General features: G+C 44.3%; 15 protein-coding genes. 2 read left to right on the forward strand and 13 right to left on the reverse strand.

Annotated elements, in window-relative coordinates:
- Nucleotides 1-97: 97 nt before the first annotated feature.
- Complete coding sequence (locus tag AC5JPT_RS03430) at nucleotides 98-1,519, reverse strand: SLC13 family permease (RefSeq protein WP_319052296.1); 1,422 nt, start codon at nucleotides 1,517-1,519, stop codon at nucleotides 98-100.
- A 385-nt stretch (nucleotides 1,520-1,904) separates the two neighbouring features.
- Here AC5JPT_RS03430 and AC5JPT_RS03435 point away from each other — a divergent pair, with 385 nt between their 5' ends.
- A complete protein-coding gene (locus tag AC5JPT_RS03435; RefSeq protein WP_319052297.1) occupies nucleotides 1,905-2,057 on the forward strand; it encodes a hypothetical protein in 153 nt (50 codons plus the stop codon).
- 483 nt (nucleotides 2,058-2,540) lie between these two features.
- On the opposite strand, the gene AC5JPT_RS03440 is transcribed toward AC5JPT_RS03435, so the two are convergent.
- Nucleotides 2,541-3,350: an enoyl-ACP reductase FabI gene (locus tag AC5JPT_RS03440; RefSeq protein ID WP_319052298.1), complete on the reverse strand. Its 810-nt coding sequence runs from the start codon at nucleotides 3,348-3,350 to the stop codon at nucleotides 2,541-2,543.
- 540 nt (nucleotides 3,351-3,890) lie between these two features.
- On the opposite strand from AC5JPT_RS03440, the gene folE reads away from it, so the two are divergent.
- Nucleotides 3,891-4,487, forward strand: coding sequence for a GTP cyclohydrolase I FolE (folE, locus tag AC5JPT_RS03445; protein ID WP_493857115.1), 597 nt, complete (start codon nucleotides 3,891-3,893; stop codon nucleotides 4,485-4,487).
- A 117-nt stretch (nucleotides 4,488-4,604) separates the two neighbouring features.
- On the opposite strand, the gene AC5JPT_RS03450 is transcribed toward folE, so the two are convergent.
- The 11 genes from AC5JPT_RS03450 to AC5JPT_RS03500 form a co-directional block, all read right to left on the reverse strand.
- Entirely contained in the window at nucleotides 4,605-6,683 is a 2,079-nt protein-coding gene (locus AC5JPT_RS03450) for a YadA-like family protein (protein ID WP_493857116.1), read from the reverse strand.
- Between the two features lie 209 nt (nucleotides 6,684-6,892).
- Nucleotides 6,893-8,107, reverse strand: a complete 1,215-nt coding sequence (msrB, locus tag AC5JPT_RS03455; protein WP_493857117.1) for a peptide-methionine (R)-S-oxide reductase MsrB — start codon at nucleotides 8,105-8,107, stop codon at nucleotides 6,893-6,895.
- A 317-nt stretch (nucleotides 8,108-8,424) separates the two neighbouring features.
- The gene (locus AC5JPT_RS03460) at nucleotides 8,425-9,729 is read right to left on the reverse strand and encodes an iron-containing alcohol dehydrogenase (RefSeq protein ID WP_493857118.1); all 1,305 of its coding nucleotides are present in this window, start codon (nucleotides 9,727-9,729) and stop codon (nucleotides 8,425-8,427) included.
- 309 nt (nucleotides 9,730-10,038) lie between these two features.
- Nucleotides 10,039-11,733: an ABC transporter ATP-binding protein gene (locus AC5JPT_RS03465; protein ID WP_493857119.1), complete on the reverse strand. Its 1,695-nt coding sequence runs from the start codon at nucleotides 11,731-11,733 to the stop codon at nucleotides 10,039-10,041.
- Nucleotide 11,734: 1 nt separating this feature from the next.
- Nucleotides 11,735-12,847, reverse strand: a complete 1,113-nt coding sequence (locus tag AC5JPT_RS03470) for an ABC transporter permease (RefSeq protein WP_493857120.1) — start codon at nucleotides 12,845-12,847, stop codon at nucleotides 11,735-11,737.
- Nucleotides 12,847-13,917, reverse strand: coding sequence for a microcin C ABC transporter permease YejB (yejB, locus tag AC5JPT_RS03475; protein ID WP_493843090.1), 1,071 nt, complete (start codon nucleotides 13,915-13,917; stop codon nucleotides 12,847-12,849). Before yejB ends, AC5JPT_RS03470 begins: the two co-directional genes overlap by 1 nt.
- 107 nt (nucleotides 13,918-14,024) lie before the next feature.
- Nucleotides 14,025-14,804: a hydroxyacylglutathione hydrolase gene (gloB, locus tag AC5JPT_RS03480; RefSeq protein ID WP_443527068.1), complete on the reverse strand. Its 780-nt coding sequence runs from the start codon at nucleotides 14,802-14,804 to the stop codon at nucleotides 14,025-14,027.
- Between the two features lie 152 nt (nucleotides 14,805-14,956).
- Nucleotides 14,957-16,789 (reverse strand): extracellular solute-binding protein, encoded by a 1,833-nt coding sequence (locus tag AC5JPT_RS03485; protein ID WP_493858421.1) that lies wholly within the window; start codon nucleotides 16,787-16,789, stop codon nucleotides 14,957-14,959.
- 324 nt (nucleotides 16,790-17,113) lie between these two features.
- Nucleotides 17,114-18,283: a 3-phosphoserine/phosphohydroxythreonine transaminase gene (gene serC, locus AC5JPT_RS03490; protein WP_493857121.1), complete on the reverse strand. Its 1,170-nt coding sequence runs from the start codon at nucleotides 18,281-18,283 to the stop codon at nucleotides 17,114-17,116.
- Between the two features lie 91 nt (nucleotides 18,284-18,374).
- A complete protein-coding gene (locus AC5JPT_RS03495; RefSeq protein WP_493851904.1) occupies nucleotides 18,375-19,304 on the reverse strand; it encodes a DNA polymerase III subunit psi in 930 nt (309 codons plus the stop codon).
- Between the two features lie 132 nt (nucleotides 19,305-19,436).
- Entirely contained in the window at nucleotides 19,437-22,403 is a 2,967-nt protein-coding gene (locus tag AC5JPT_RS03500; protein ID WP_493857122.1) for a M48 family metalloprotease, read from the reverse strand.
- Nucleotides 22,404-22,436: the final 33 nt, after the last annotated feature.

Below are 22,436 nucleotides of genomic sequence, written 5' to 3' on the forward strand. Positions count from 1 at the left end.
GCATAACAAGTCATAAAAAAACCCGATGCTTAAGTCGGCCTTAAACATCGGGTTTGATTTCTCACCAGTACGTATGACTGGGTTTTTGACTACTTAACTATAGCAAGAAAAAATACGCCCAGAAGCCAATGATAACAGTCGCGATAATATTCAATATAATACCAGTGCGCACCATCTCTGTCTGCTTAATTAAACCAGTACCGAATACAATAGCATTTGGCGGCGTGGCAACTGGCAGCATAAAGGCGCACGACGCACCGATACCAATGACCAATACCAGCACTTCATGTGGCAAGCCCATTTGCTCTGCAATCGCTGCAAATACAGGTACTAGGAGCGCCGCCGATGCCGTATTGGAAGCAAACTCCGTCAAGAAAATAATGAATGCAGATACCGCTATCATAACAACCAACAGCGGTGCAGCAGACAGTGCACTTGCCACAGTCTCACCCAGCACCAATGACGCACCTGATACTTTTAAGATAGTCGATAGCGCAATACCGCCACCGAACAACATGAGCACACCCCAATCGGTATTGTCTGATACTTGCTTCCAAGACACCAGTCCTAAACTCACCACTGCCACCGCGGCTGCCAGTGCAATAATGGCATCCGTATCAGTAATATCGAAAGCGGCCCCAATTTTCTTAGAAAAAATCCAGCTCAGTGCCGTGATAATAAAGACAATAATAGTTGCGATACGTGGCTTATTCCAAGCAATGGGCTCATCTTCGGCGAGCACGACTTTGCGATTGAGATTGGGTTTTAAGAATACATACATGGCACCCAGTAATAGCGGTAGCAGTACCAGCATCATAGGGATACCAAACTTCATCCAATCAACAAATGCAATATCTAGCGCTTTTGCCGCAATTGCATTCGGCGGGGAGCCGACAATTGTACCCAGTCCACCAAGGCTGGCTGAGTAAGCAATACCTAACAATACAAAGACAAACGTTCCTCGGTCTTTTTCACGATCGACCTGTGTCAAAATACCTAAAGCTAGCGGTAGCATCATCGCTGCTGTAGCTGTGTTCGATATCCACATGGATAAGAACGCAGTCACACCAAATATCAAAAATACAGCGGTACTGAGCTTGCCACCGGACATCGATAAAATCTTGAGGGCTATTTTTTTGTCTAGCTGCTGTACGTGTAACGCGGCTGCCAATGCAAAGCCACCAAAAAACAGATAAATAGTGGGACTAGCAAAGCTCTGCAACCCAATCTCAGCATCGAAATCTGGTATACCAACCAATGCGCCTACTACGACTACTAGCAGCGCTGTAATAGTGACGTGCACAGCTTCTGTGAGCCATAACGCTCCAATAAAAAACAGTACGGCAAGACCCTTATTGGCATTGATATCGAATGGCAATACGTTATAGATGACCATTGCAATAATCGCCGCAATGGCGACAACGATCAACCCCTTACCCGTACCCTTTGGAAAACTATCGGTAAATAAATATTCATTGCCATCATTAGGCAGATGGCTGTCCAGTTTTTGCTCTGACATAAAATGTCCTTATTGAATCAAAGACGGTATAAAAAACCCAATATAAAGACGCATTTTTCTTACTAGCGACTCTCTTCTCATTACCTTAAATGCAAACTTTAATTAAGGTAAAAATCTCTACACATGCTACTAATATATATTTTTAATTATTATCTATATCTAATATAGATATGATTAAAGCGGTTACCTCTAGTAACGTATTCTGTCTAAAATTGGCACTAATGGTTGGTTACACATCGTCACTAAACAAGCGCATATTTTATATGTACAACGTAGCATCGGTCTTTCATACTAGATGAGTTAAACATTACCTACGTCATAACTGGTACAGGCTTGGCGTAAGTTTTCCTATTGGAAACCAAATAAAAATAAACTGGAGCACTTTATGACAGACTCAAATAAAACCGATGCAACGACTAAAATGGCACCAAAGGACATCAACCAAGATGGCTTAGCCAAAGAAGATCAGCAACGTACTGATGATTCTATGCTCGATATGATGCAAGGTATGCATGAACACGAAGATCACAAAGAGTAAGACAAAGAATAGTGTTTTAGGGCAGGCCAATTCTCAATATAGTCGCTTGCTTATGTAACACAAACAGTAAACATAATAAGCGTTTATCATTTTGATAAGCGCTTTTTTAATGTTGACCGTTTTTTAACAGAGATATAAAAACTGATTTTTGCACAGGCTTTGTTGTCCTACGACTGTGGTCAGAACGACCAGAGGATCACAGTCAACATTAGTAAATCACACCCTACTAGACTAGCACCAAAAAAACAATACCCGATAATAGTATAAGAATCCGATGCTACCTTAATAATAAGATGGTGCGGGAGTCAGTCGACAATACAACTGCGTGGCCTAGCGAACAACAATGATAGTATAAGCAAAAAAGACAACCTATCGGCTGTCTTTTTATATCACTGAACGAATTATTTTAACAACCGTTATGCATGCTAGTCACGCTGCTGAGTGAACAGACATGACTCTCACTCACAAACAGTGTGTAACCCATTACTTTGCTGGTTCATCAAGCATCATCAGCTGTTCGCTGATAGCAACGGTATTAAACCCTGCATCTACAAACATAATCTCGCCCGTGATACCAGATGCCCACGGCGATAGTAAGAATAATGCTGCATTACCTACTTCGGTCTGGGTGATATTGCGTTGCAGTGGTGCAATCTTTTCGCTGACATCAAGCATTTTGCGGAATGACTTGATACCGCTAGCCGCAAGCGTACGGATAGGACCAGCTGATATTGCATTCACACGAATACCTTCACCGCCCATAGACGTCGCTAAGTAACGCACGCTAGCTTCGAGACTGGCTTTTGCCATACCCATGACATTATAGTTTGGCAACACTGAAATACTGCCTTCGTAAGTCAAGGTCAACATAGAGCCATGGCGCATTGCTAACAACTCACGAGCGGCCTTTGCCAATGCAACAAAGCTATAGCTTGAGATATCATGCGCAATATGGCTGCCTTCACGTGTGGTAGCACTGACAAAATCGCCATCTAGCTGATCCATCGGCGCAAAACCAATCGCATGTACGACGCCATCGATACCATCACCCCAGTGGGCAGTCACTTGCTCAAAACAAGCAGCGATTGAGTCATCAGAAGCAACATCACACTCTAGCACCAAATCTGCTTCGAACTTTTCGGCAGCCATATCGACGCGTTTTTTAATTTTGTCGTTTGGATAAGTCAAAATCAAAGATGCACCTTCGCGGTGCAACGCTTCTGCGATAGCCCAAGCGATAGAGAGTTTACTTGCGATGCCAGTTACGACAAATCGTTGTCCTTGCAGTAGCATAAGATTTCCTTTTGAATCAATCGAGATGATTTAGAATAAGAATTTATTTAGAGTAATGAGAAGATTGAGACTACTAAATAGTACAAATGAAAAGATGAGTTATTATACACGAATTAATTTAAGTAAACAGTCGTAAACTGTATTTGATTCTTGTCTGTAGGTTCGCTAATACAACCAGCTAATCAAATAAAAATGCCTAACAACGATGTATTAATTCAAGCAATGCCAACAACGAACGCTGTTTGCAAGTCATTGAAGTGCATTTTAGCATTGGCGCCTCACAATAAAACGTGTGAACGTTAATATTTCGCTTATTGTTTGTCAAAATCCTACTTCAAATACTAACGCTGCACTGTTGCGATTAAGTACCAAACACTTCCTTATAGATTAAAGACTCAACCGCTCGCCACAGCAGTATGAAGTTCAGTAGATTTCGAGTATAATCACAGCCCTTCCCAGCTTGCACAATTTTTATAAGAGTCCTCACATGATAGGATTCAGCGTTAAGCTACACCCACATTTTGGATGGCTGCCAAACTTATGAGTAACACCCCAATAACAACTCCAGATTATAAAGAAAGTACCGAATCTTATCGCCAACTGATTGGATCGACTGGCGAGGACTTGGATCGTCCGGGTTTGCTAGATACGCCTGTACGTGCTGCAAAAGCTTTTGCTCACTTGACTCAAGGCTATCATCAAAGCATCGAAGAAGTGGTCAATGACGCTGTTTTTCCATCGACCAATCGTGAGCTGGTACTGGTGCAGAACATTGAGTTCTATTCATTGTGTGAGCATCATATGCTGCCGTTCCATGGTGTCGCTCATATCGGCTACCTACCTGATGGTCAGGTATTAGGGTTGTCAAAGTTTGCCCGTATTGTCGATATGTTTGCTCGCCGTCTACAAATACAAGAAAACCTGAGTGAGCAGATTGCACAAACTATCATGGATGTCACTGGCTGCCGCGGTGTGGCGGTCGTTATGGACGCATCACATATGTGCATGATGATGCGCGGCGTCAGCAAACAGCATTCGACTACGCGTAGTACTGCGATGCTTGGCGAGTACAGTCACAACATCCAAGCTCGTAACGAGTTTTTGGGCGCTGTCCCTAAGCGTCAGCCTGCTTTCTAAATGCTGTGAATGATTTCACCTATTATAAATAGCAAAAAGGACGCATTTAGCGTCCTTTTTATTTGGTTAAAGATTTAGGCTCAGACTATGACTACGACTAATCAATATAAAAGGTATTTATTGACCGAATATATAAGACACACCAACTCGTCCACCAAACCTTGAATCAGCAAAGCCAAATGCGCCACTAACTGACGTGCGACCATTATCTAGCATAGTAGCAGCACCAATAGCCACAGCACTCTCTCCCTCATAATGACCCATCCCGCCAAACACAGCGACGTTACCTGGTCTGAGATTGGGGATAGCTTGTTGTGTCGCTAAAGAAATCGCGACACCACTGTTTGCTGTTTTTTCTACATCATCAACTCGGCGGTTTACGTCATTAGAGTAGCTCTGAAAACGACTATTTAAAACGTCATACTGGTTGTCAGTATAAGTGTTGGCGTCATTTACTGCATTAAGCCTTGCTGTATCCAACTGCCTGAGGTTGACTGCATCTGTACTCTGTACCCCATCAGCCACATTGATTACTTGACGTTCATTGCCTACTGAGCCAACTGATACTGTATTATCACGGTTTGCTGTAGAGTCGCTTCCGAGAACAACTGCATTGTTTACTGACGTGCTGATGCTGTTTCCTAAGACGACTGTGTTATTACCAGTGACTGTATTATTATTGCCCAAGCTATAACTGCCTGTGCCACTTACTGTGCTTGGATCACCAATTGCACCAGAGTTTTTACCAGTTACCAAGTTACCTACACCAATACTAATAGATTGGCTCCCTTCAGCTACTGCACCATTACCTATTGCAATAGCATCTTTACCAGTGGCTTGGGCTGGTGTCGCTGTACTATTAGAAGTCTGTACAGCAACATTGATATTAGCATCCTTACCTGCCTCACCTTTAGCACCGGTCAAACCTTGAATACCTTGTTCGCCTTGGGCTCCCGTCTCACCTTTAGCACCGGTCAAACCTTGAATACCTTGTTCGCCTTGAGCGCCAGTAGCGCCAGTCAGACCTTGGATACCTTGTTCGCCTTGAGCGCCGGTTTCACCTTTAGCGCCTGTCAGACCTTGGATACCCTGTTCGCCTTGGGCTCCCATCTCACCTTTAGCACCGGTCAGACCTTGAATACCTTGTTCGCCTTGGGCTCCAGTTTCACCTTTAGCACCAGTCAGACCTTGGATACCTTGTTCGCCTTGAGCGCCAGTTTCACCTTTAGCGCCAGTCAGACCTTGGATACCCTGTTCGCCTTGAGCGCCAGTTTCACCTTTAGCGCCAGTCAGACCTTGAATACCTTGTTCGCCTTGAGCGCCAGTTTCACCTTTGGCACCGGTCAGACCTTGGATACCCTGTTCGCCTTGAGCGCCAGTAGCGCCAGTCAGACCTTGAATACCTTGTTCGCCTTGGGCGCCAGTAGCGCCAGTCAGACCTTGGATACCTTGTTCGCCTTGAGCGCCAGTTTCACCTTTAGCGCCAGTCAGACCTTGGATACCCTGTTCGCCTTGAGCGCCAGTTTCACCTTTGGCGCCAGTCAGACCTTGAATACCTTGTTCGCCTTGAGCGCCAGTTTCACCTTTGGCACCGGTCAGACCTTGGATACCCTGTTCGCCTTGAGCGCCAGTAGCGCCAGTCAGACCTTGAATACCTTGAATACCTTGTTCGCCTTGGGCTCCCGTCTCACCTTTGGCACCAGTCAGACCGATGTCGCCTTGGTCGCCTTTTGCACCAGTTAGTCCAGTATCACCTTTCACGCCCTGAGCACCAGTGTCGCCTTTGGCACCAGTCAGACCGATGTCGCCTTTTGCACCAGTCAGACCGATGTCGCCTTTGTCTCCTTTTGGACCTGTCTCGCCTTGTATGCCTTGTATGCCTTGTATGCCTTGTATGCCTTGAGCGCCCGTCAGACCAGTATCGCCCTTATCTCCTTTGTCACCCTTATCGCCCTTGGGTCCTGTCTCACCTTGTATGCCTTGACCACCATTTTCTACACAAAGTTCTGGAATACCAATTCTCAGACACTCTTCGTAGGTTGCAGCTAATGCAGATTCTACTGTTACACAGACGCCACTAATAGCTAACATACTGATTGCTAAATACGATGCCTTCTTACTTGTTTTATGACCTTCTTTATGAGTAGAAATATCTGTTGTTGCAGAAGCAACCGTACCTTGTGATTTTTTCAACATAGCTTGCGTCCTCTGAAGTGGTTTCGCGGTTTAATAGCAGTAGGATTGATTACAAAACTAACTAAAAGTATACATTTTAGCAATTATATTACACAAAACGTTTCAGAAGAACAAATATCAGTGACTGGATAGCAAAATCAATGCATAAAAAAAGCGCTCACTATGCCGTTTAAACACTAGTGAACGCTTTTGAATTTAATAAATAAGTACTAGCTGATTGGTCTGACTTCATCTATCCATTGACCGTAACCAGCGGCTTCCATATCTGCGAGTGGAATAAAGCGTAATGCTGCTGAGTTCATGCAATAGCGCTTACCTGTCGGTGCTGGACCATCATCGAATACATGACCGACGTGCGAGTCCGCATAGCGGCTACGAATCTCAGTACGTGTTGAAAATATACCGCGATCTTCTTTTTCAACGACCAAATCAGTATTTAATGGACGAGTAAAACTTGGCCAGCCCGTACCAGATTTGTATTTATCGCGTGAAGAGAACAATGGCTCACCAGATATCACATCGACATACAGTCCAGGTTCTTTATTGTCCCAATATTCATTGTCAAAGGCGCGCTCAGTACCATCTTTTTGAGTGACTTTATATTGAATATCAGTGAGCGATTTTTTTAACTCGTCTTGTGCTGGTTTTACAAAGGTATTTGGATTGAACCCTGTGCTGACTGTACTGCTAATCGTCTGACTAGATATCATTGGCTCTGCACTACTTGCAGTAGGCGCAAACTGGCTAAAATCTAGCTCATAGTCTTTACCGTATACGCTTTCAATAAACTGATAGCGACCAGAATTGAACGTGTAGGCTTTATAGCGTATCGGGTTCTTTTTGTAATAATCTTGATGATACTCTTCAGCAGGATAAAACGTGCTCGTAGGTACAATCTCAATCACGACTGGTTTTTCGTATATCCCAGAATCTTGCAATGCTTGCTTAGCAGATTCTGCTATTTGCTTTTCTTGAGCATTGTTATAAAAAATCGCTGGACGATACTGTGTACCACGATCGACATACTGTCCTTGATCGTCAGTTGGATCAGCAATTCTCCATAGTGCTTGCACTATACCGTTATACGTGATTTTCTTGGGATCATAGTATACTTGCGCCGCTTCTGTATGACCCGTACCCCCTGCCGATACTTCTTTGTAGGTTGGGTTTTCGGTATTGCCGCCCGTGTATCCAGATACCACTTCAACTACGCCTGGGATTTTTTCATAACCTGCTTCAACACACCAAAAACACCCGCCAGCTACTGTGGCTACTGCCAGTCCTGGAGTAGTCGGTGCATAGGGATTAGCGCCTGCTGTGTTTTTTACAGTGGTGCTGTTTTCAGTAGATGCACAGCCTGCATAAAGCGCACTGCTCGCAATGACAATCAGTCCCATAATTTTAGAGGGTGATATGCGATTCATAAAAATCTCCTAAACGTAATGTTATTTAACTATCCTAACGCCTATGTGTCACCATAACATTCCTGTATTGTTACATATTACAATTTATTAAGTTAATTTTTATCAAATTCGTATGAGTGGAAGATAAATTAAACAATGATATGATGATCATTCTGTATTTTGGTCAATACAGTATATAAACATTATGATCGATGTATAAAGAAAAATCAGATATTTAACAGATATTTTAGGCATGTTATTGTCTCAAACGTATTAAAAAAGCCTATCCTCAAAAGAAGAATAGGCTCTTTATTTATCATAAGCGTGTTAGTAAAAAACTATGACACCTTTTGGATGTCTTCTTTTGCTTCATTGTCACTTGCCTGCTTAATTTTCGTTAATATCTCTTTGATTTCAGATGCTGAGAGATACGTCGGTACCGCATAGGTATCGCTGACTTCTTTTGCAGCAGCTTTTGCAATGTCATCAAAATCACTGGTTTGCATACCACTAACGGTTGGGTCGATATTCAAGTCGGCAATCAACTCTCTGACTTGTGCAATGAGATGGTTTGCTATTTCACTATCACCATTGCCTGCTTGACCGTCTTGTACCATACCAGTTCTTTTTGCCAGTGCTGCCAGTCTCTTTTTACTTGCTTTGCGATTGACGTCAAGTACATAAGGCAACACGATGGCATTAGCGCGACCATGAGGAATGCTATAATAAGCGCCTAACTGATGCGCGATAGCATGAACATAACCCAAACCTGCTTTGTTAAAAGCGATTCCACCATAATGGGCAGCGATCCCCATCTCCTCTCTAGCCTTTAGATTTCCCCCATCTTTATACACCAGTGGCAGGTAATTCATGACAGATTTGACGGCAGAGGCGGCATAGTAGTCTGTCTCTACGCTTGCATTAGCGCTCATCCATGCTTCTAATGCATGTGTCAGTACATCAATGCCTGTATCTGCTGTGATATGGGCTGGCATTCCTTTCATGATAACAGGATCAATCGCTGCGGCGAGTGGCACCATTCTTGGATCGATAGACAGGGCTTTTTGGTGTGTTTTATCATCAGAGACGACTGCACCAAGTGTTGCTTCTGAACCAGTACCTGCCGTGGTAGGCACACAATATAGTGGCGCTGATGGCTTTCTTGCTTTAAGAATGCCGATTAGTTGTTGAGGCTTGCACTTGTTGCCTTGAGACATCGCGATCATTTTGGCAGCATCAATCACTGAACCACCGCCAATAGCTAAGACAGCATCGCAATTGGCATCTATAGACTGACGCAGTCCTTCTTCAACAACCTTGAAGGTTGGATCTGGCGTAATACCATCATAGACATGATAACGGATATTTTTTGCATCTAGATAGTCAGTAATCTTTGCAGGTATACCAAGCTTATTTAGCACGGCATCAGTGACGATAAACACATTGGTATTACCTTCATTTATGAGCATATCACACAGCTCGTCACAAGAAGACTCTCCAACAAACAACATCGGTCTTCTGATAGGTATCACATAAGAGACTGCTTTTAGTACTTTGGCACGTGTCTTAGCAACGGCCAAGTAACCAGCATGCTGGAGTCCTGTGCTATTGACCAGCTTGGTCATACTGTTTTGTTTTTTCATGGGTACAAAAATCCTTTTCAATGATGATTTTAACCGCGATAACAACTGTGTGACCAGTTGATGGTGTTTGAGTACTATTGGCAGAATAAATACTTATGCCTGTAACAAAAAGGCTCAGCTAGAACTTAGTTAAAATTTGGTTAGCGCTGGCGACTGTTTAGAATAATTGTACCACTGCGCTTTTTGGTATGTCGCTATTATTATGAACTGCTATGTCCTGATTGCTAACAGCACGTTGCTCCAGGCTACTACTCTAAAGTGCGATTTGGTATATTCGTCCAAAACTTAGTTTAATATAACGTTCTTAGCTTAAATTGTACTCGCTTTTAGTAACTGCTGTGCATATGGGTGCTGTGGGTTATTAAAAATATCTTCGGTATATCCTGACTCCACGCACATGCCTTGTTTCAGTACCATAATGTGCTGACATAGTGCGCGTACTACCTTTAGGTCATGGCTGATAAAGACGTAACTGACTTGCAGTTTTTCTTGAATTTCACGCAGTAGACTGACTACAGCGACTTGCGTGGTACTGTCTAGTGCAGAGGTAGGTTCGTCCAATATGAGTAGGCTTGGTTTCATGATGAGCGCGCGCGCCAATGCCACACGTTGACGCTGTCCACCAGATAGCTCATGTGGATAGCGCTGCGCAAAGGACAAAGGCAGATGTACTGTTGCTAGACTCTCCATCACTGCTTGCTGACGAGCACCTTTATCTACGCCCTGTACCAGCAGACCCTCTTCCACGATTTGCATGACCGTCATACGAGGGTTGATACTAGCAAACGGATCTTGAAACACCATCTGTATCTGCGAGCGGAACGTACGCAATGCACTCTTTGACAAAGCCGAGATATCTTGCCCATTGACCATTATCTGTCCATCGATACGTGCTTGATTACTGAGTAATTGACTGAGCGCGAGAGCAATGGTGGTTTTGCCAGAGCCAGACTCACCAACGATACCGAGTGCCTGTCCTTTTTGCAGGGTCATATCGACATTTTTGACCGCATCAAACCAGCGCTTGGTACTGCCGAATAGACTTTTTTCGATAGGGAACTGTACTTTGAGATCACTCACTTGTAGTACGTTCAAGCGTGTATCTGCGTTATCGTCTATCAGCGTTAATGCCTGACCGAAGTCTTGCTGAATGAGCGTACGAGTATAGTCTGCTGCGGGCTGCTCAAATACAGTAGCGGTATGACCCTGCTCTATCGTTTGACCTTGACGCATGACGATAATCTCGTCGCTGTAGCGCCTGACCAAATTCAGATCATGGCTGATTAGTATCATTGCCATATTATGTTGGCGTTTGAGATCATCCAATAGTGTCAAAACCTCATGCTGCAAGGTCACATCTAGTGCTGTGGTGGGTTCGTCAGCAATCAATATGTCAGGCTGCTGTGCTAGCGCCATAGCAATCATCACTCGTTGACGCTGACCACCTGAGAGTTCATGCGGATAGCGATTTAACTTATCAGCAGGATCGGTAATATTGACATCATTTAGCAGCGCGATACTGGTGTCACGCCATTGCTTTTTGGGTACACCGCTTAGACGTAGAGACTCCGCAATTTGCTTAGCGACTGTATGCAGCGGATTTAACGCTGTCATTGGTTCCTGAAATACCATACCGATACGCTGCCCACGAATAGGACGTAGAGCTGCGTTACGTGCTTTGTCATTCGCTATAGGTAATACAGACATACCTGAGGTGTTTGATGTGCTTGCCAGCTGAACGGTACCATCAATAGTCAAGCTCTCTGGTAGCAGGCCTAGGAGCGCTAGGCTGGCAATCGATTTGCCAGAGCCTGACTCACCAACGATCGCTAGAGTCTGCCCTTGTCGTAGCTCATAAGACAGCTTGTCTACTAGATTGACACCTGTAGCGGTTGTAATCATCAACTGATCTACGCTCAGTACGAGCTTGTCTTGCGTCTGATGAATGCCTTTATCTAGCGTCTTTAGTACGTTGCTTTTAGTAGCGATTACAGTATCAGTCATATCAAGAGCGCCTCGGATCAAATGCATCACGCAATGCTTCACCGACGAAGATGAGCAATGACAAAATAAAAGTCAGACTAAAAAACCCTGATAAGGCCAGCCAAGGGGCGTCAAGGTTGTTTTTCCCTTGCACCATAAGCTCCCCTAAAGATGGTGAACCAGGTGGCAACCCATAACCCAAAAAGTCCAGCGCGGTCAACGCAATGATATTGGCGGTTAAAATAAAAGGCAGCTGCGACAAGCTTGACGCGAGCGCATTGGGCAAAATGTGTCTGAGCATGATTTGACTATCAGAAACGCCCAAGTTGCGGGCGGCGCGTACATAGTCAAAGTTACGAGCGCGTAGGAACTCTGCCCGCACCAAACCCACCAGACCCATCCAGCCAAAGAGCAACATCATAGCAAACAGCATGCTGATACTGGGACTAAACAGACTCACTAAAATAATAATCATGAAGAGCTGCGGCATACCGCCCCATACTTCCATGAATCGCTGTCCTGCCAGATCCACCCAGCCACCATAGTAGCCTTGCACTGCACCTACGATAATACCAATCAAGGCACCAGCGAGGGTTAGCGCCAGACCAAACAATAACGACACTCGCAACCCATATAGTATCCGCGCCAGCACATCGCGCCCCATATCATCAGTACCTAGCCAGTTCTGCGCATTGGGCGCCGCGGGATAAGGCAGACCAAGCTCAACGTTGGGTGTCTGATCAGCAAACGGAATGGGCGGCATCACATAGTAACCTTGCTCATCGATTAGCGACTGCACTGCAGGGTCTTTGTAACTGGTCTCGGTCTCGAACACACCGCCAAAGGTTGTTTCAGGATAGGCTTTTAAAACAGGAAAATAATAGTCATCTTGATACTTCACTAGTAATGGTTTGTCATTAGCGATGACATTGGCCGCCATACAAATGACAAATATCACTGCAAAGACAAACAGCGATATCACGCCAAGCCGATTTTGGCGAAAGCGCGTGAGCCTTGCTTGCCAGATAGGATTTAAGCGCTGTTTCGTCGGTATAGACGGTTGCTCATGGATTTGCAATTTATCTGGTTCGCTATTACCAGTCTTACTCTTTAATGGAGATTGATTGCTTGACATTAGCGTCCCTCAAAATCGATGCGGGGATCGATCAAGTGATAGCTCAAATCACTAATCAACTGTAATAGCAGTCCCACCAACGTAAAGATAAACAGCGTACCAAATATCACTGGATAGTCGCGCTGCTGAATCGCTTCAAAACCTAGCAAGCCCAAGCCATCAAGTTTAAAAATAATCTCAATCAAAAAGTTACCCGCAAAGAAAATACCCACAATAGCAGCCGGAATACCTGCGATGATAATCAACATCGCGTTACGAAATACATGTCCGTATAGCACTTGACGCTCACCTAAGCCCTTAGCGCGAGCAGTCAATACATACTGTTTGCCCAGCTCTTCTAAAAAGCTAAATTTGGTCAGATACGTTAATCCTGCAAATCCGCCCACTGTGCTTGCTAGCAGTGGTAGTGCCAGATGCCAAAAATAGTCTTTAACCTTACCAAGCGCGCTTAACTGATCGAAATTCTCAGACGTCAATCCTTGTAGCGGGAAAATATTCCAGTAGCTCCCTCCTGCAAAAAACACCAGTAAGATCACGGCAAACACAAACACAGGTATCGCATGCCCAATAGCAAGCAGCATGGCAGTGGCTTTATCAATACCTGAACCATGGTGCATGGCTTTATACACACCCAGTGGAATGGCAATCATATAAATAAGCAGTGTACTCCATAGCCCAAGCGATATTGAGACTGGTAGCTTTTCTACAATAAGGTCAGTTACTGTTTGACCCTTAAAAAACGACTCACCAAAGTCCAATTGAGCATAGTTTTTTAGCATCAGCCAAAATCGCTCTGGTGCCGATTTATCAAAGCCATATTGGGCATTGATTGCAGCAACCATCTCCTCAGAGAGACCACGCGTACCTTGATAAGTACTGTCACTACCACCTGCGCTACCCGCACCGATATTACCACTGAGCGCGCTGTCTTTTGCGCCCTGTTCAATCAGCGCCAGCTGCTGCTCAACAGGACCTCCAGGTGCTGCTTGTACAATGACAAAGTTGGCAAGCAATATCAAAAATAGTGTCGGCAATATCAGTAGTAGTCTTTTTAAGATATAACGACCCATAATGGCGACTTCCTAGATGAGATAAAGAAAGATGGTAATAATGACAGCAGCGGGCTATGTTGTGTTGAGTATAAGCAAGAAAGCAGTCGCCGCATCAAAAACGCGCTCTAAAAGTTATTTTTTAGCTCGCGTAATGCCGCAAATACCGTTAAAGACTTCTCGTCATCGATATTCGTTTTGGACTCAACCCCAGCGATAACACTTGGCTCTTGCGTACGCAAAAACACATTGACCGCGCGCTCATGCTCTAATGTCACTGGTAGTGTTGGCACGCCGTGGGCAGTATTCGTCTCAGCTTGTGCGAGTGCTTGCTGCATTTGCTCATTGGCAGGCTCAATAGATAGCCCAAAGCGTAGATTACTAGCCGTATACTCGTGTGCAGGGTACAACAGCGTATCTTCAGACAGACCATTTAAGCGCTTAAAGCTATCATGCAATTGCTCAATGGTACCTGTAAATACACGACCGCAACCTGCACTAAATAGCGTGTCACCGCAAAAGCAATGTTTTTGCCCATCAATATCTAAGATATAAGCCATATGGCTAGCCGTATGCCCTGATACATCCCAGACCTGTGCTGAGCAGCCCCATGCACTTACTGTGCTACCATCTTTTATCGTTTGGTCTTCATCAACCCCATGCTCACTATGCGCAACCAGATGAGTCATAGGATACGACTCTTGTAGCGCTACAACGCCGCCGATATGATCATGATGATGGTGAGTGGTCCAAATCGAGGTCAGCTCCAGCTCATTTGTCTCCAAATAATCAATGACTGGTTCAGCTTGACCGGGATCAATGACGATTGCTTGTTTATTATTATCATTAATTAACGTCCAAATATAGTTATCATTGAATGCTTTAATAGGGTGAATACGGATACTCATGTTAAATCCTTACCAATAGTTATTTTTGTTGCTCGTTATTTTTGAGTTATTTAATATCGATTTTATTCCATAACCGAAGCCTGCACACCTGACCATCAGTTATTATAAGATCAGCGCTGTCAATAGACGCGGGATATTACTTTGAGCGCTGATTATTGCTTTAAATACTTATTGATGCGCCCTTCTGCTTCTTTATCAACCCACCAGTAGTCGATACCAACGGCATTGGTTGGCAAGGTTGCTGTATGGCGATATTGATCCCAATACGCCACATTGGTCCCAGACTTGCCATATAATGGCACGACATAATGACCCGCTCGCAGCAACCGATCTAGCACTTGCGTATACAGTACAATCTCATCGCGGTCTTTAGCACTACCAAGTGCAGCAACGACCTTATCGACGGCAGCATTTTTGATACCAGCGCTATTGTGATTGCCTGGCTCATCAGCGGCAGCGCTACCCCAAAACGCAGCCTGCTCAGCACCAGGAGATAGGCTTTGAGCGAACACGTCAACGACCATATCATAGTCAAATCGGCGCATACGCTCATAGTACTGCGGCCCGTCTACTTGACGCAAACTTGCGTCAAACCCCAAACGCTTTAGATTACGAATATAGGGCAATAATACACGGCCCATGGTCTCACCCGTCATCAGCATCTCGATCTGGGCGCGCTGACCATCAGGCTGATATAACTTCATATCGTCATAATAAAACCCAGCCGCCAGTAGTAACTGCCGCGCTTCTAACAATCCTGCACGATTAAAACCATTGCCGTCACTGGTAGGCAGCTGCCATTCGGCTACTGTTGCTTTGCGCTGAATAGGTTCAAGCTCAGACAATAGAGGCGTTAGTACCTGCATCTCTGCGTCAGACGGCGTGCCTGTTGCAGCAAGCTCCGACCCATGGAAAAAGCTCTGCAATCGCTCATACTGACCATGAAACAAAGTTTTATTCATCCATTCAAAGTCATAAGCGGCTGTTAAAGCCTGTCGAACCCTAATATCCTGAAAGATCGGTCGACGCATATTCATGACCAGCGCTTGCATCGGCACTGGGTTTTGACTGGTTATCGTTTCTTTTTTGATCAGTCCTGCTTTTACCGCTGGGAAGTTATAGCCACTTACCCAATTTGATGCTTTGTTTTCGGGGCGGAAGCGGTATTGACCAGATTTAAAACCCTCAAAAGCAATCTCATCACTTTGATAATAAACAAACTTAATCATGTCAAAATTATAGCGACCACGATTGACCATCAAATCACGGCCCCAGTAATTAGGGTCACGTAGATAACTGACTGAACGGCCTGCATCAACGCGCCCCAATTTATAAGGGCCACTGCCCATTAATGGCGTCAGGCTAATGGTCTCAAAATTTGCATCGATTGAGGATTTGGCAAAGATAGGAAACTGCCCGACTGTTAGTAATATCTCTTTGTTTTCAGTAGAGGCAAAGACGAACTTTACTTGCTGATTATCAATAATCTCAACGTCTTTAATATCTCCCAAGTAGCTACGGACATACACGGGACCCTTATTCAATAGCGCCTCAAAAGTCGCTTTGACATCATGACTGGTCACAGGTGATCCATCCCAAAAACGGGCTGCAGGATTAAGATGATAAATAATCCAGCTCGTATCATCTGGGTCATAGGTCACTTTGCTTGCCAGCTGCGGATACATGGTAAAAGCTTCATTCAGTGAACCCGTCATCAATGTATCGTACAGATAATCGGTACCGATCATTGCCACACCTGTGGTCATCCATTTGTTGGCACTGTTGAACGTGCCGCGGGCATCGAGAGAGAGCGTACCCCCTGATGGTGCTCTTGGATTGGCATAGGGCATGTAGGGTGCATTAATGTACTCGGTAGGGCTATTATGCCCAAGCGCTGTCTTTGTAATGGGCGCAGCGATACTGCTTGGTATCCAGCTGACAGTGACGGTTAGCAACGCAGCTTTTAGCAGAGTATATTTTATCATCATGATCTTCTAATCGACCTCTGTGCTAACCAATTTAAGTACAAAAAATGAAATACTGACGGCAAAATATCATCATCGCAAAATTTTATCATAACAAACTTAGGTTTTTTAACCTAATGGTTTGCCATGTTGCCCAGCATAGATGTCGCATTATCAATCATAAACATCTAAACTTATGCTAGTAAATAGACTCAAAAAAAAGGCGCAACCGTTATCAGTTGCGCCTACTTACTTATAAGTTTATGTACTTGCGTCCTTCGACATTGAGACATTGAGACATTGAGGTACGTATTAAGTTCTATAGCCACCTCTTGATCGACTCACCTAAGCATGCTTTTTTTCAAACGCGATCATAAAGTCAACCAACTGCTGTACCCACTCAAGCGGTACAGCGTTGTAAATACTAGCGCGCATACCACCCACATCACGATGGCCCTTTAGATTGAGTAGACCAGCTTTTTCTGACTCTTCTAAAAACATCTTATCCAGACTACTGTCCGCTAACGTAAACGGTACGTTCATGATAGAACGGTATTGAGGGTCTACTGGGTTGTTATAAAAGCTACTGTCATCAATTGTTTTGTAGAGTAGATCTGCCTTTTGCTGATTGATCTTACCGATAGCAGCGACGCCGCCCTGCTCTTCTAACCAATCAAATACCAATCCAGCCAAGTACCAAGAATACGTTGCTGGCGTGTTAGACATTGATTCTTTATCTGCTTGGTGCTCATAATTCAGTAGCATAGGGCACCACTCGCTAGCTTGCCCAAGTAAATCATCACGAATGATGACGATAACCAAACCTGCAGGACCAATGTTCTTTTGAGCGCCCGCGTAGATCATACCGAATTTGGACACATCGATAGGCTGTGACAAGATAGAGGATGACATATCAGCAATGATTGGCGCCTCTACTTGTGGCGGCTCAAATATCTGCAAACCATGAATGGTCTCGTTGGCACAGTAGTGAAAATAAGCAGCATCTTCACTTATGCGCCAGTCACTTTGAGGCGGTACGCTAGTAAAGTTGCCTTCTTTGCCAGTTGCAACCAAGTTAATCTCACCCAAACCGAGCGCTTCATAACGCTTAGCTTCTTTGATAGCCTTACCTGACCACGCACCTGTCGTCAAATAATCACCACGCCCGCCGTTCAATAGGTTTAATGGAATAGCAGAGAACTGCAAGCTGGCACCGCCTTGCAAAAACAGCACTTTATAGTTGTCTGGTATCTCCATAAGCGCGCGTAGCTTGGCTTCTGCTTTATCAGTGATTGCCATATACTCTTTGCTACGATGACTCACTTCCATGACCGATAGGCCACGTCCTTGCCAGTCAAGCAGTTCACTCTGTGCACGCTCTAATACTGCTGTTGGCATCGTCGCAGGTCCAGCACAGAAATTTGGTAAACGATGTGGCGAGGTACTGCCAGTTGGGCTAATAGAAGCAGTTGGATTGGTGGGCGCTGGGTTGGTATGCGTTGAGTTGATGGACATAATTACGATCCTAGGTGTAGGGAAATAAATAAGCTTATTTTATTTCGGTTTGTTGATAAAAAAGGTATAGCAGTATTAGTGTAGACGTATCTTACGAAGATATCTGTTCCCACAACTTTCGCTTAGCATCGCTGTCTGCAAGCATATCGTCTAATGTCGGTACGATAGTAAGATTGGGATGATAAAGACCGTCAGGTAGCGCCGTCAACGCAGCAACTTGTATCTCTTCGCGCAGGCCTATTCGAAAGATATAACCAGCAAGACTAGCATTAGCAAGCTCAGCTGTGTCCATACCAGCGCAAATGGGAAATGATGTCTCCTCATGAGTGAGTGATAGCGCTTGGGTAATATTTTGCCACAGCTTTTGGCTGTCACTACTGAGTGCTTGAATATCCACCAGTATCACCCAGTCACCGTAACGACCACCTTGCAAGTTGAATGGTGCTACCTTTTTTGAGCCAGCATCATTATTACTGCCTTGAGCAAATGAGTGCCGCGCTACAGGTTCGGTCGTCGACTGCTCTATTTCGTTGATGGCTAATCGGTCTGTCTCTATACTTGAGGTATCATCGTAACTCGAGGTATTATCATATTCCGACAGCGTATCAAAGCTATACGTGACAGGGTTTTGAACGCTGGCTTGTGGTACACCGTCATCTCGTCCATTAAAATCACTACTAATGTCGTTATCACTGCTGATATCGTCATAGCTTGTAATATCAGAACTTACGATATCAGAGCTATCAGTACCATAGTCCATCAGTGATGGATCTACTACGTCTATAGAACCAGCACTCGCTAACTCAGTGTTTTTTGACTCAGTATTTCTCGACTGGTCACTTGTTAACTCAATAGTAGGATGGTCAGTATTTGATTGATACTTTGGCGATGCCGCAATATCCTCTATAGTGATGGTCTTTGACTCAGGCTGCACCCACTGATCGATACCCATCATCGCTAATATTTGGCGTTGCTGCATACGGCGCTGCAATACACTCAGCGGGTCTTGGATATCACTCATACGACTCTACTGTCCTGATTATGTTATCTATATCATCTATAGATGGGTTTGTAATTTCGATGGCACTGATCGCACAAGCATAATGCTATCTATTAAGCGCGGATTATCAGGTAAGAAGTAATCCGACATGGGTCAAAAAAGCTCTCGAACACCCAGCCAGTATTCTGCCATCGCAAGCAAACAATCATACTCATCTTGGCTGATTATCGTATCGTGTAGCATCACAGTATGCAATGTACTTAGACACTGTCGATAGTCATTATGAGTAGGCCTGAGTGCATCAGTATCATTATAATCTATTTGACTGTCATACTGTTGTCTCTCTTGATCACTATCAGCATTCTGAGCACTTTTGGAGCTATTAATAGACTGTTTGGTGTTAACAGGAACGGCAGCAATAACTGCCAATAACTGTATACTATTTAAGTGTTGAGCAGTCAATAATAGCCATTGTAAATTTGCATCGGTAACTGTCGACAAATCAATATCAATCAAGCGCGCATGACGTCTCAAGTCAACAATATAATGCACCACACTCTCATCACCTTCACTCAATCGCGACCGAGCGTGCATTGAGATCATCTGACCTTTGGCATCTTTTGATAATCGATAAGCCAGTAACACTATAATCGATACCTCAGCTGTATTGAGACTTTCAAATACCTGTCCTGACGGATCTAGCTGCGTACATATGTCTTTTATACCAGAACTCAGTGTCTCTAGCTCCAAAGATGGCGCGTCTATATCGTATAAAACCTCAGACAGCATCGGTAGCAATTGCAGTAGATGTAGCGCTTGCCATAATGAAGATATTGGTGACTGCTGCTGCGCCAAAGCTGCCAAATCATTCCAAGAAGTCGAGCTTGAATAAATGATGTCCTTAACTGACTTTTTGTCAGATAAATGATGAGTGAGGCATTGGGTGACATCAGATGTAAATTGTTGGTTCAATAAACTTAATATCCCTTGCTGATAACGCAACAACATCGTACGGCAGTTTTCTTGTTGTTTATAGTACTGATAGCTATCATGACTATGATTATCATGACTCTTATGCTTTAATTTTCTGATAGAGCTCTCAGATAGATCATGTTGTCTTAGTTGCTTTAATGCAAGCTCAATCAAAGCGCTATCTAGACGTCGATCCACACTGGCAACTTGCGTCAATAGCTTAGTATCTACCCTATGTGATAAAAGCTGCTCATCGCTAGAGTTGTTAGTTTCCACCGCGCCAGCCGCGCTCCAAATATCTATCAAACTATAAAACACATTCGTTGATAGTGGTCGCCTTTGATGACAAAGCATAACTGCCTCAATCAATGCCAGCGCGCCTAGAGGATGATGGCTATGATCGATGATGTATTGCGGTAGTAATACCTTTTGCCTATCGCTGATTTCTACCAATGTATTTTTTGGTAAATCAACATCAGGTTTTGCTTGCCATGGCTTTAGCGTACTATCGTCATCTACAGATACAGCTTCTAATTGTAAGCGACCATCAATAATCTTGTCTGTCTCTTGAGTGAATTCAAGAGCTTCGTCTGCTTGATAACTGTTTCTATTTTTGTGACTATCAGAAATAGAGCGCTGTTCGCAAGAACTATCATTACAGTACCCCTTTATGGGCTCATCTATGCTCTCATATTCAGTGCTACTTTTTTGACTGAAACTTGAAGGTAATCGGCGTGAAGATTGATTTGTTACTTTTGTCTTTCTGCTTAGGCTATTTTGAGTAGTCACTGCCTCTGCTTCACCCCAGTTACCTATTCGGCGCTGCCTATATATTTCTTTAATTTTTTGTTGGTTGAGACGTTTTTCTGTCGCCACTTGTATGGCAAAGTCATGATAGGCATCTACATTAATAGCACTCATACGCTCGGTTAAGCTTGGATGAGTGGCAAACCATGATACGTCTCCCAAATCAGCACCACTACTGGCAAAGAAAAAATGACTGAGCCCATTGATATCAGCAATACCAGTCAAACGTGACCCAAGTGAGTCTTGGTGAATGGCTTTTAAGGTTTCTAAAATAGCAGGTGTACGCGTCAATTGTACGCTGGTTGCATCAGCGAGTAACTCGCGCTGACGGTTAAAGCTATGTTTAATCAGTTGAGCACTTGCCATGCTCGAAAAGCTCAGACCATGCAGCAGCAATGTCCACATACTGCGCGGTGCATGTCGATCAATCACTGGTCTATTTTGCACCCACCTAGACTGTTGCTTGGCGGATGACTGCTGTTGCTGCGACTGTGTCTGCCAGTACGTCACCCACTCACTGTGAGTGGTAAAACTGGCCGTTTGCGCTTCTGTACTGCGCGCAAGTACATCAACCTGCCTTTGTGATAGTAAATTTTGGGAGATAGTATCGTTATCAAAGTAACGATAATTAGAGATATGATTGGAGATCGGATCACTCCAGTCGTACAGTATCTGCAGACCTGCCAGCACTACCATTAGCTGTAGATTAAAATTGGCATCACCATGCAAAATATGACCATACTCATGACCAATGAGACCATATAACGCTTCATCAGATAGCTTATCTAGCGCACCTTGGGTAACGACAAGTACCATATCTTGACTGTGGCGACCAGCGACGAAACCATTGATACCTTGCTCATCGGGCAATACATATAGTATTGGTGTGCTCAGTCCCGACGCGATCGCTAGCTGCTGTGCTATTTCATAATAGCGACGATAGACTGGTGGAAAGTCACGCTCGTCACTTACTGCGATATGGCGCGCGCTATAACGAACCTTGTCTTCACTTTTATGTTGATGCGTCACCCCTTGACTGTGCTGCCAGGGTACCTGACTGTTATCAATGAACAATCTAACGCCCCCTACCCGCTGAGCAATAGCACGTCCACCCGCTCTCAAGCGCTGATACTCTAAAAAACTACCAACAAAAAAACTGCCTAGCGTCAGGATAATAACCAGTATCAATACCCAGCGGTATACACCGCCTGTAAATATCGTCAATAGTAGGCCCATGACAGCGAGCGCTACTGCAATATGAGCAAGCACAATTAAAAAAAACAGCCCATATAACAATAGACTGCGCCGCGTACGTATGCGCTGCTCACCAAAAAAATCCATGATCGTAGGCTACCTAGTATTTGCTAAATTTGT

This window comes from Psychrobacter sp. H26 (genome assembly GCF_059073035.1).